Annotated in this window: 13 protein-coding genes; 4 read left to right on the forward strand and 9 right to left on the reverse strand. The window is 51.3% G+C overall.

What is annotated here, in order from left to right:
* Nucleotides 1–250 precede the first annotated feature (250 nt).
* The 3 genes from ynhH (at nt 251) to lpp (ending at nt 2411) form a co-directional block, all read left to right on the forward strand.
* Nucleotides 251–445: a protein YnhH gene (gene ynhH / locus OGY06_RS04555; protein WP_242637968.1), complete on the forward strand. Its 195-nt coding sequence runs from the start codon at nt 251–253 to the stop codon at nt 443–445.
* Nucleotides 446–452: 7 nt separating this feature from the next.
* Nucleotides 453–1865, forward strand: a complete 1413-nt coding sequence (gene pykF / locus OGY06_RS04560) for a pyruvate kinase PykF (protein ID WP_003029366.1) — start codon at nt 453–455, stop codon at nt 1863–1865.
* A gap of 309 nt (nt 1866–2174) precedes the next feature.
* Nucleotides 2175–2411 (forward strand): murein lipoprotein Lpp, encoded by a 237-nt coding sequence (lpp, locus tag OGY06_RS04565; protein WP_003029373.1) that lies wholly within the window; start codon nt 2175–2177, stop codon nt 2409–2411.
* 68 nt (nt 2412–2479) lie between these two features.
* On the opposite strand, the gene ldtE is transcribed toward lpp, so the two are convergent.
* From ldtE to OGY06_RS04605, 8 genes are all read right to left on the reverse strand, one after another.
* Entirely contained in the window at nt 2480–3484 is a 1005-nt protein-coding gene (gene ldtE / locus OGY06_RS04570) for a L,D-transpeptidase LdtE (protein WP_032943210.1), read from the reverse strand.
* A 123-nt stretch (nt 3485–3607) separates the two neighbouring features.
* Nucleotides 3608–4024 (reverse strand): cysteine desulfuration protein SufE, encoded by a 417-nt coding sequence (sufE, locus tag OGY06_RS04575; RefSeq protein ID WP_191221551.1) that lies wholly within the window; start codon nt 4022–4024, stop codon nt 3608–3610.
* 12 nt (nt 4025–4036) lie between these two features.
* Entirely contained in the window at nt 4037–5257 is a 1221-nt protein-coding gene (gene sufS / locus OGY06_RS04580; RefSeq protein ID WP_008784609.1) for a cysteine desulfurase SufS, read from the reverse strand.
* The gene (sufD, locus tag OGY06_RS04585; protein ID WP_286604833.1) at nt 5254–6525 is read right to left on the reverse strand and encodes a Fe-S cluster assembly protein SufD; all 1272 of its coding nucleotides are present in this window, start codon (nt 6523–6525) and stop codon (nt 5254–5256) included. Before sufD ends, sufS begins: the two co-directional genes overlap by 4 nt.
* Complete coding sequence (gene sufC / locus OGY06_RS04590) at nt 6500–7246, reverse strand: Fe-S cluster assembly ATPase SufC (RefSeq protein ID WP_003832649.1); 747 nt, start codon at nt 7244–7246, stop codon at nt 6500–6502. Before sufC ends, sufD begins: the two co-directional genes overlap by 26 nt.
* Before the next feature lie 16 nt (nt 7247–7262).
* Complete coding sequence (gene sufB / locus OGY06_RS04595) at nt 7263–8750, reverse strand: Fe-S cluster assembly protein SufB (protein ID WP_003832647.1); 1488 nt, start codon at nt 8748–8750, stop codon at nt 7263–7265.
* 8 nt (nt 8751–8758) lie between these two features.
* Nucleotides 8759–9127 carry a Fe-S cluster assembly scaffold SufA gene (gene sufA / locus OGY06_RS04600; protein WP_003832645.1) on the reverse strand — a complete coding sequence of 123 codons (369 nt, stop codon included), beginning with the start codon at nt 9125–9127 and terminating at the stop codon, nt 8759–8761.
* Nucleotides 9128–9615: 488 nt separating this feature from the next.
* Nucleotides 9616–10491 (reverse strand): LysR family transcriptional regulator, encoded by an 876-nt coding sequence (locus OGY06_RS04605; RefSeq protein ID WP_063941511.1) that lies wholly within the window; start codon nt 10489–10491, stop codon nt 9616–9618.
* A 122-nt stretch (nt 10492–10613) separates the two neighbouring features.
* Here OGY06_RS04605 and OGY06_RS04610 point away from each other — a divergent pair, with 122 nt between their 5' ends.
* Nucleotides 10614–11465: a Vmh family MBL fold metallo-hydrolase gene (locus OGY06_RS04610; protein WP_193133950.1), complete on the forward strand. Its 852-nt coding sequence runs from the start codon at nt 10614–10616 to the stop codon at nt 11463–11465.
* Between the two features lie 67 nt (nt 11466–11532).
* Here OGY06_RS04610 and OGY06_RS04615 read toward each other — a convergent pair whose 3' ends face one another.
* Nucleotides 11533–11721, reverse strand: coding sequence for a YdiH family protein (locus OGY06_RS04615; RefSeq protein WP_003030540.1), 189 nt, complete (start codon nt 11719–11721; stop codon nt 11533–11535).
* Between the last annotated feature and the right edge of the window lie 6 nt (nt 11722–11727).

Here is an 11727-nt window from a genome sequence, read left to right on the forward strand (position 1 = left end):
TATAACTTTTAGAAATATATTACAAGATCAACGTCAACCGTATAAAACATAGTCATCAGGATGTTAAATGCAGTTTGTTGCGCAACAGAACGCAACGCCCGATAACCTCTTTATCCATACCGATGAACAAATTAATGAATATTTATTGTAAAACTGCACAGAAGTGTTTTGAAACGCTGTTTCCATTTTCCTTTTTGATAATTTTCAGCGTATAATGCGCGCCAATTGTCTCTTGAATGGTTTCAGCACATTGACCTGTAAAACTCAACGACTACAAAACTCACCATCCCGTTGGGCTGAAACACAAGCACACATTCCTCTGCACGCTCTTTCGATGTCACCTATCCTTAGAGCGAGGCATCACAACTTTCGTAACTCAGGTTTAGCTTCCCGTCCGTGCGCGGCGGGAGCCAGATTTCCATATCCTTCTCAACTTAAAGACTAAGACTGTCATGAAAAAGACGAAAATTGTTTGCACCATCGGTCCGAAAACCGAATCCGAAGAGATGTTAACCAAAATGCTGGACGCGGGCATGAACGTCATGCGTCTGAACTTCTCCCACGGCGACTACGCAGAACACGGTCAGCGCATCAAGAACTTGCGCAACGTCATGAGCAAAACCGGCAAGAAAGCCGCAATCCTGCTCGACACCAAAGGTCCGGAAATCCGTACCATCAAACTGGAAGGCGGTAACGACGTTTCCCTGAAAGCGGGCCAGACCTTCACCTTCACCACCGACAAATCTGTCGTAGGCAACAACGAAATCGTTGCTGTTACTTATGAAGGCTTCACTAAAGATCTGTCCGTCGGCAACACCGTTCTGGTTGACGATGGTCTGATCGGCATGGAAGTTACCGCTATCGAAGGTAACAAAGTTATCTGTAAAGTGCTGAACAACGGCGACCTGGGCGAAAACAAAGGCGTTAACCTGCCGGGCGTTTCCATCGCGCTGCCAGCACTGGCTGAAAAAGACAAACAAGACCTGATCTTCGGTTGCGAGCAAGGCGTTGACTTCGTTGCAGCGTCCTTTATCCGTAAACGTTCTGACGTCGTTGAAATCCGTGAGCACCTGAAAGCGCACGGCGGCGAAAACATCCAGATCATCTCCAAAATCGAAAACCAGGAAGGCCTGAACAACTTCGACGAAATCCTCGAAGCGTCTGACGGCATCATGGTTGCGCGTGGCGATATGGGCGTTGAGATCCCGGTTGAAGAAGTTATCTTCGCGCAGAAGATGATCATCGAAAAATGTATCCGTGCACGTAAAGTCGTTATCACTGCGACCCAGATGCTGGACTCCATGATCAAAAACCCGCGTCCGACCCGCGCTGAAGCCGGTGACGTAGCGAACGCCATCCTCGACGGTACCGACGCAGTAATGCTGTCTGGCGAGTCTGCAAAAGGTAAATACCCGCTGGAAGCCGTTACCATCATGGCGACCATCTGTGAGCGTACTGACCGTGTGATGACCAGCCGTCTGGACTTCAACAACGACAGCCGCAAACTGCGCATCACCGAAGCCGTTTGCCGTGGCGCGGTTGAAACTGCTGAAAAACTGGACGCGCCGCTGATCGTCGTCGCAACCCAGGGTGGTAAATCTGCTCGCGCAGTACGTAAATACTTCCCGGATGCCACCATCCTGGCGCTGACCACCAACGAAACTACCGCGCGTCAGCTGGTGCTGAGCAAAGGCGTTGTTGCACAGGTGGTTAAAGAAATCAGCTCTACCGATGATTTCTATCGTCTGGGTAAAGAAGTCGCTCTGGAAAGCGGTCTGGCTCAAAAAGGTGACGTTGTGGTTATGGTTTCTGGCGCACTGGTTCCGAGCGGCACCACCAACACCGCATCCGTTCACGTGCTGTAATAATTCCATCGCGAATTAATTTGCTTAAAAAAGCGCCCTGGTGGCGCTTTTTTTATTTTATCGATAGCCACAATTAATAAAAAATCAAATCGGATTTCACTATCTAATCCGTGATTATCTAAGATGAATCCGATGGAAGCTTTCTGTTTTCACTCGGGTTTTTAGCCGTTTTTGCACAATTCGATGCTTCTTTGAGCGAACGATCAAAAATAAGTGCATTCCCATCAAAAAAATATTCTCAACATAAAAAAGTTTGTGTAATACTTGTAACGCTACATGGAGATTAACTCAATCTAGAGGGTATTAATAATGAATCGTACTAAACTGGTACTGGGCGCGGTAATCCTGGGTTCTACTCTGCTGGCAGGTTGCTCCAGCAACGCTAAAATCGATCAGCTGTCTTCTGACGTTCAGACTCTGAACGCTAAAGTTGACCAGCTGAGCAACGACGTGAACGCAATGCGTTCCGACGTTCAGGCTGCTAAAGATGACGCAGCTCGCGCTAACCAGCGTCTGGACAACGCAGCTACTAAATACCGCAAGTAATAGTATCTGTGTAATAAAAATGGCGCACATTGTGCGCCATTTTTTTTGCTCTGAATTCCCCTTCCCTGTTATTGCGTAGCGCGCACCTCAGCATCTCCTCCCGGCACGCCATTTTGCGCAGACTTCACTTCTGGCCCATTGCTCGCGACCGATGCTTGCCCGGCAGTGACGGTGACCGGATAACCTGCACGACGATACAACGCCCTTTCCACCAGACTGTTATCCACCGCTTTATTGTCTTTAAACTGGGTAAAACCGGCTGGCAGCACATACGGCATGGTCTGGACGTTTTGTTCCTCTTCCGGCGACAGCGGTCGATGCACTTCGACATACCTCATGCCGTTCGGCTCAATCGAATATTTTATCGGCTCATTAATCACCCTGACCGGCGTGCCTGTGCGGACCTGAGCAAACAGTGCTTTAATGTCCGGCGCGTTCATGCGAATACAACCAGAACTCACACGCAGGCCCACGCTGTCCGGCGCGCTGGTGCCATGGATCAGATACTCACCGTTTCCATGCGCCAGACGCAGTGCAAAGCGTCCTAACGGGTTATTTGGCCCGGCAGGTACAACAGGCGGTAATGTGATGCCGCGCTCCAGAGAGCGTTTACGGATGCCTGGTGTAGGGGTCCAGGTAGGATTCGGGATTTTCTGCCCAACCCGGGTTTCCATTACCGGCGTTTCCAGCCCCTGCAAACCGATACCAATTGGGAATACCTGAACAATATTCTCTCCCGGCGGGAAGTAATACAGACGCAGTTCCGCCAGATTCACAATAATGCCTTCGCGTGGTGCATCCGGCAGCAGTAATTGTGAGGGAATAGTAATCAGGGTTCCGGGTTTAGGTACGGGGGCAATAGTATTGTTGGCTTCAAGGATCAGCATGGCAGCGGTATCAAACTTACGGGCTATCGCCTGTAGATTTTTATCGCCTTCCTGCACGGTGTAGGTTTGGTTTTGCCCAACAAGGCGGCTATTCGCCTGGGGCAAAGGATAATCGACCGCCCATGCGGCCTGAATAGCGCTGTAAGCGCCGATTAGCATTAACGTAATAACAGACGCGCGTTTCATACTCACTCACCCCCCTGGCGTTCTTGCCGGACCGCGGCGAGCGCCCAATCCGGCTTACGAGTCACTGCGTTGCCTTACACGAACGCTTTCAAGTCGGTCTGAAAGTTAACGTGTTTTATCAGTTTAGCTAAGACTTGCGGCTTTGGCGCGAATAGCCCGAATCATCGCCTCCAGCCCTTGTGAACGAGACGGTGTGAGGTGCTGTGCGAGCGCCATTTTTTCAAACCACGGACGCACATCAAAATTCACAATATCCTGGGCCGTCATGCGATCATACAAAATGAATACCACGGCAATAAGTCCTTTAACAATTGCCGCATCACTGTCGCCCTGTAATTCAATAATCCCTTCGCCATTCTGGTTCATAACAATCCATACCTGACTTTGACATCCCTGGATGCTATTTTCCGGGCAGCGTAGGTCGTCGTTTAATTCCGGCAAACGCTGACCCAGCTCAATAATGTACAGGTATTTCTCTTCCCAATTAGCGCAACGCAGAAAATTACGCAACAACTTTTCTTTATCCGGTAGCGCAGCCATAACGCCTCCCTGTTAGCCCAGTAAATGATGAATACGCTTGAGGCCCGTTACCAGGCGATCCACTTCTTCATGGGTGTTGTACATTGCAATCGACGCCCGGCACATAGCAGGAACGTTATAGTAGGCCATCAGCGGCATAGCGCAGTGATGTCCCGTCCGCACGGCTATTCCATAGTTATCAAGAAAACTGCCGACGTCAAAGGCGTGATGTTTACCAAGGTTAAATGCAATCACACCCAGGCGGTTATCCGGCCCGTAGAGCGTCAAATCAGGTACATCTGCCAGCTGCTCCAATGCATAGCGCATCATGAACTGTTCATATTCGCTGATTTCAGTAAGCCCCAGTGCTGAAACATACTCAATAGCCGCGCCGAGTCCGATAATACCTCCGGTGTTTGGCGTTCCGGCTTCAAAACGCCAGGGGGCTTTGGCCCACGTTGTTCCCTGACTCAAACTCACCGTCGCAATCATTGAACCACCGCCTTCCCAGGGTGGCATCTCCTGCAACAGCGACTCTCTGGCATACAGAACGCCAATACCGGTTGGTCCATAAAGTTTATGCCCGGAGAAAACATAAAAATCGCAATCCAGTGCCTGGACATCCACCTGATGATGCATCACCGCCTGCGCGCCATCCACCAACACTTTTGCGCCGTATTGATGCGCTAGCTCAATCATTTCCGATAACGGGTTCTCGGTACCCAACACGTTAGAAACGTGGGTAATCGCCAGCAGTTGCGTACGATCGTCAAACAGCGTCGGCAGCGTCTCCAGCTGCAACGTACCATCGGCATTGAGCGGAATAACACGCAGCTCTGCCCCTACGCGGGCACACAGCATCTGCCAGGGCACAATATTGGCGTGGTGCTCCATTTCGCTGATGATAATGTTATCGCCCGCTCGCACATTGCTGCTGCCCCAGCTGTTCGCCACCAGATTGATGCCTTCCGTCGTACCACGAACAAACACCAGCTCTTCCGCTGAGCGGGCGTTAATAAACAACGAGGCAAGCTTGCGCACATTTTCCATTTTTTCCGTGGCCTGGGCGCTCAGCGTATGAATACCGCGGTGGACCGCCGCATAGCCGTGACGATAAAACTCGGCCTCGGCATCAATCACCTGATTGGGTTTTTGCGCGCTGGCAGCGCTGTCCAGATACGCCAACGGTAAACCGTTCACTTCACGCGTCAGGACCGGAAAGTCTGCCCGTACTTTTTCAATGGGAAATGTCATGCTGTGCCTCCCGGCAAGCGTTGGGCGATCCGCGCCAGTACCTGTTGTTTCAGCGTTTCATCGCCCAGGGCTTCCGTCAGCTCAGCGGCAAACGCATAGAGAATCATGTGTTGAGCATCCTGCTGGCCGATCCCTCGCGAACGCAGATAGAACATCTGCTCGTCGTCGATCCGTCCTACCGTCGCCCCGTGGCTGCATTTCACATCGTCGGCGTAGATTTCGAGCTGTGGCTTGGTATCCACCTCCGCCAGCTTTCCGAGCAACAAATTATTGTTGGTCATCTGACCGTCGGTTTTGATGGCGTGCTGGGCGACGTTGATCAGACCATTGAAGACCGCTCGTCCCTTATCGCTGACAATCGTTTTATGCAGCTGGCGACTGTTGCAATACCCTTTGTTGTGCTCAAGCCAGGTCCGTGTATCACAGACTTCATTTTTCACCGGCATCGCCAGACTGTTCAGCCGAAGCGTGGTGTTTTCACCGTTAAGCTGCGTACTGGTGTTATGGCGCAATACCGCATCACCAAGCAAGAAACTATGGCTAACGGCAGTCGCATCCGCGCCCAATTGAATGTCATTATGCGCGAAGTGGTGGCTGAGCGGATTTTCGAACGCCAGTTTAATATGGCGCAAATGGGCGTTTGCCGCGACGTTCATCGTTAAGCGTGCGCCAGTGAAATGGCGACGCTCGCTGAGGCTGGCATAGTGTTCAATGACGGTGGCTTCTGCGCCTTCCGCTAGCTCAAGATGGTGGCGATAGTGCGCCGTATTCACCTCGTCGCCCGCCAGCCCCTGGGTTATATGCAGCAGCAGCAGCGGTTTCGCGGGGCGCTGGTTACGCTTCACCTGAATGTGCGTTACGCTACGGGACAGGCTTTCGGTAAGGTGCAAAAACACTTCCGGTTGGATAGCCGCTGGCAGCGCCTGGCGCGCATCGTCAATGGTAATGTCAAAACCGCTACCGTCTGTGCTGTCGCTGAGCGTCGGAGAGAATTGCCCGTCAACAAACACCAGTCGTACAGCATCAATTGTCGGCGACAACGCTGCACATTGGGCTGACGTTATCTCAGCGACATGACTGACAAACTGGCTATTGGTTAATCCCTCCAGCGGCGTGTATTTCCAGTCCTCATGCTTCCGCGTTGGCAGCCCCAGACGCAGCATCTGTTGCAAGTGCTGCTGCGCATGGTGTGAGCGTGTCTCCCCTTGCGTCTCAAACAGATGGTGCCACTGTTGCAGCACGTTACTGCTGTTCGCTAAGCCAGCCATAACCTTGCTCCTCCAGTTGTTTGACCAGCGTAAAATCGCCGGACTTCACAATTCGCCCCTGGTAGAGAACGTGAACAAAATCGGGTTTGATATAGTCCAGGATGCGCTGATAGTGAGTGACGATAATGAATGAGCGTTTCCCGTCACGCAGCGAGTTCACGCCATCCGCAACGATTTTCAGCGCATCAATATCCAGGCCGGAATCTGACTCATCAAGAATGCACAACTGAGGCTCCAGTACGGCCATTTGCAGAATGTCATTACGTTTTTTCTCACCGCCGGAGAAACCGACGTTTACCGAGCGCGTGAGCAAATCTTCCGGCATCTTCAGCAGCGCAATTTTCTCTTCCATCAGGTCCTGGAAGTCGAACCTGTCCAGCGACTCTTCGCCACGGTAACTTCGCACCGCATTCAGCGCCGTTTGCAGGAAAAACTGGTTACTGACGCCAGGGATTTCCACCGGATACTGGAATGCCATGAAGATCCCTTCACCGGCCCGGTCTTCCGGCGACAGTTCCAGTAAATCTTTGCCATTGAACTCTACCGTTCCGCCAGTGACGTCGTAGTCTTCCCGTCCAGCGAGAGTTGCAGAAAGCGTACTTTTCCCTGAACCGTTTGGTCCCATAATGGCGTGAACTTCTCCAGGGCGAACCTCAAGGCTCAACCCACGCAGGATCGCCTTATCTTCCACACTGACCTGTAAATCTTTGATGCTTAACATGTGCTTTCCTTAAAATTTAACCGACGCTGTGCTCAAGACTTATGGCGAGAAGTTTTTGCGCTTCCACGGCAAACTCCAGCGGCAGTTCAGAGAACACGTCTTTACAGAAACCATTCACGATCATAGAAATGGCATCCTCTTCACTGATGCCGCGCTGCAGGCAGTAAAACAACTGGTCTTCACCAATACGCGACGTGGTGGCTTCATGTTCAAGCTGGGCGCTATTGTTACGACACTCCACATACGGGAAGGTGTGTGCCCCGCAATCCGCACCGATCAACATCGAGTCGCATTGGGTAAAGTTGCGGGCGTTAGTAGCGGTCGGCATGATTTTCACTAAGCCGCGATAACTGTTCTGACTGTGTCCGGCGGAGATCCCTTTCGAGATAATGGTCGATTTGGTGTTTTTGCCAATGTGGATCATTTTGGTGCCGGTATCGGCCTGCTGATGTCCACTGGTCAGCGCGACTGAGTAGAATTCGCCGATCGAGTTGTCGCCACGCAAAATGCAGCTTGGGTATTTCCAGGTAATGGCCGAGCCGGTCTCCGACTGCGTCCACGACATTTTGCTGTTTTCGCCTTCGCAGAGTGCGCGCTTGGTGACGAAATTCAAAATACCGCCCGTATTGCCATCGCCGGGAAACCAGTTTTGCACCGTGGAGTATTTCACTTCGGCATCTTTGTGGATGATGACTTCCACCACCGCCGCGTGTAGTTGGTAACTGTCGCGCACCGGGGCTGAACAGCCTTCGATATAGCTGACGTAGCTGCCCTCATCCGCAACCAGAATGGTGCGTTCAAACTGCCCGGTTTTTTCCGCATTGATACGGAAATAGGTCGACAGCTCCATTGGGCAACGCACGCCTTTCGGTACATAAATAAACGTGCCGTCAGATGCCACCGCCGCATTCAGCGCGGCAAAGAAATTGTCATTGCCGGGGACAACCGTGCCCAGGTACTGTTTTACCAGCTCAGGATGATCGTGAATGGCCTCACCGAACGAACAGAAAATAATGCCCTGCTCCGCCAGTTTGTCGCGATAGGTGGTCGCTACCGATACCGAGTCGAAAATAGCATCAACCGCCACTTCTTTGCCTTCACGTACCGGCACGCCAAGCTGTTCGAATGCGTCCTCAACCTCTTTGCTTAAAAATGCATTCGCGCCCGTTTGCTGTACCGCTCCCGGTTCAGACGCACAGGTTTCATCGCAGTTACCGCAGGAAGGTGCGGAGTAATAGCTGTACTCCTGATAATTCAGTTTGTCGTAATGCGCTTTAAGCCAGTGTGGTTCTTCCATGGTCAGCCACGCTTTAAAGGCATTCAGGCGAAATTCCAGCATCCAGTCGGGTTCATTTCGTTTTGCCGAAATCGCGCGCACGACATCTTCATTGATCCCTTTTGCCAGCTCATCGGTTTGCAGTTGGGTGAAGAAGCCCTCTTTGTAATTAAGGTGCCCGCCAGCCCAGGTGTTGACATCGTCAGTTGCTTCAGTATTACGAGACATAGTACCGCCTATACCCCAAAACTTTCGCCACAGCCGCATTCGTTCTGGGCTTTCGGGTTATGAAATTTAAATAACTGGTTTAATCCTTCGCGAACGAAATCGACTTCTGTGCCGTCAATGAACGGCATCGCCTGCAACGGCACATAAAGTCTGGCGCCCTCCGTTTCAAACAGCAGATCGTCTTTTTCAGGTTGGCGGACGGTATCCAGCACGTAGCCGAATCCCGCGCACCCCGTTTGCTTCACGCCTAAACGCACACCCAACATGTCAGGTTGCTTTGCCACCAGCTCACGGATATGCGCCGCAGCCGCTGGCGTTAACGTCAGTCCACGCCAGGCAAAATCGTCCGGGTTAAATGTTCCTGAATGCAATTCCATAGGGTTACCTCGAGTCACTAGCTTTAAAGCTATAACATCATGTTAGTGATAATGATTATCACTTCAACCCCTCAACAGCAGGGGCATTCGGGTTAATCGCCCTTTTTGGCTACTTTTACTAAGCATAGACCCTGCAACGAGGGTTTACAGGGATGGATTATTTTGTTCAATGCATTGATTAATAATGGATTATGAAAATCCAATCGTTCAGTCAGGTCAAATGACAAAAGATGTATAGAAAATGTCTATTTAAGGGATAGGTGGGGATGAAGGTAGGGAAAAACAATTCAAATAATAAACAAGCAACAAAAAACCCTTAAGTCTGCTTGTTGGCAGGCTTAAGGGTTCCGGCCCCATCCGGCGCTTATCTCCGGCACTCATATTGGCTTAGCTCTTGAAGGGGCGATAAGAAGAATCTCATACACTGATTAGTTTTTTTTAACACTAATTGCGGTTTGACTCTTTTATAAACGCGTTCAATCACATATTTAACACTGTGCCTCACTGAGCGTGTCCAGCAGCAGGCGTAGCCCTGCGGGTTGATGTTCACGTGAAAGGTATAAACCATAAATCGGCAGGCATTTAGGCTGAAGTTCTGGCAGTAATCGAATTAGCTTTCCCTGCGCCAGCCCTTCCTGCGCCTCCAGCTCTGGCACCAACGCGATCCCCATTCCTGCCACCGCCGACTCGCAGAGCAGCGAAGAGATCCCTGCACTCAAATTCCCTTTGATTGCAACGGAGACAGACTGCCCCTGAGCATCCACAAAGTGCCAGGATTGTCCGGCAAAACCGCTGTAGTAAAGGCAATTGTGCCGTGTGAGATCGTCGATTGTCTCAGGCGTGCCATGTTGATGCAAATAATCTGCGGACGCGCAAAGTACCGATTTACAGTCGCCCAACCGACGGGCGATGGTTCCTGGCTCGGGATTTTCCGTTATGCGGATCGCCACATCGATGCGTTCCCCCACAAGGCTTACCGGTTGATTATTGATCTCCACCTCAATACGTAATTGCGGATATTGCTCCATAAACGACGGCAGAACCGGAGCAAGAATATGCATGGCAGTAAAATGGGCGCAGGCCACACGTAGCGTGCCGGAGGGAATTTGCGCGCCACTGGCGGCACCTATGTCCAGCGAAAGTTGCGCCAGAGAACGCGTCTTCAGTAATGCCTCTTCACCCGCTGGCGTGATCGTCAAGCGACGCGATGAGCGATGGATAAGCCTTGCACCTGCCCATTTTTCCATCTCGTCAAGGTAACGACTGACCATCGGACGGGAAAGCCCCAGCGCACGCGCGGCAGCGCTCAGACTGCCCAAATCACAGATATGGTTGAATACCGTTGCCGCCATCACTCTGTCCATTGCATCCCATCCGATCGTTTTATGAAACTCAGCATGTCCTAATGAGGGAATTCTAACAGATCCGAATTGCCTTAAAATACGGGAACTATCAAAAGACAATTTCCTGCACAAGGTTACCTGGTATGAAAATTAAAACTCTGGCTCTGCTGTTACCTCTGTTTGCGTCTTCAGCTTTCGCCGCGCCGCTACAGTTGGACGTCTATAATCCGCAGGACAAAGCTATTTTTCCGGTCTCTTCGACGCTGGTTTCTGGCCCAAAAGAGGCGATTTTGTTTGACGCCCAGTTCAGCACCAAAGATGGCGAACAGTTGGTACAGATGATTCGCGCCAGCGGTAAAACGCTGAAGGCTATCGTGATCACTTCCGGCGATCCGGATTTCTATTTTGGTCTGCAACCCATCGTCAAAGCCTTCCCACAGGTAAAAGTCCTGGCAACGCCGCAGGTGGTAGACCATATCCGCGCCACCAAAGAGGCCAAGCTGCAGTTCTGGGGCCCGCAAATGAAGGACGGCGCGCCAACATCGCTCACCGTTCCGCAGGCGACTACGCAAACGCAGTTCACGGTTGATGGCGAAACGCTGGAACTGCGTCACTCCAACGATTATGCAGCGTATATCTGGATCCCGGCGAATCGAGCCATTATTGGCGGCACAGGCGTGGCTTCAGGTATTCACGTCTGGACGGCGGATACACAGTCTGAACAACAACGTAGTGCATGGCGTAGCGTGCTGAGCGAAATGCAGAGCTTACAGCCCACTCAGGTGGTCCCGGGTCATTACATTGGTGAACGCCCAACCGGCGATAAAGCGATCCGCTTCACTCAGGACTATTTGCAGTCGTTTGAGCAGGCGCTAGGGGCGAAGAAAGGATCGGACTATGTGATTAAAACCATGACGGCAGCATGGCCAGATCTGGCGGACGTAAGCTCGCTGGAACTAAGTGCAAAAGTTAATAGCGGCGAGATGAAATGGTAATGAAGTTTTAAGGCAAAAAATAACCCCGAACGCGTGTCGGGGTTTCGTTACGATAAGCATACCGGAATCAATGAACGCCCATGCGCCAGGCAAAATAGATCTCTTCTTTCAGTTCAGTTGAAGAGAGTGCTAACAGATCTGCAAACTCCAGCTCAAGCTGTTTCAGCCTTTTCAGGTACTGAGCCGGTGAAAGATCGGTTTTATCACGACGTAAAAACTCTATTGCCAGTTGGGCCGGGTCTAATTGGGTAGACATATCATC

Source organism: Citrobacter sp. Cpo147, from assembly GCF_030332405.1.
Lineage (GTDB): Bacteria > Pseudomonadota > Gammaproteobacteria > Enterobacterales > Enterobacteriaceae > Citrobacter > Citrobacter portucalensis.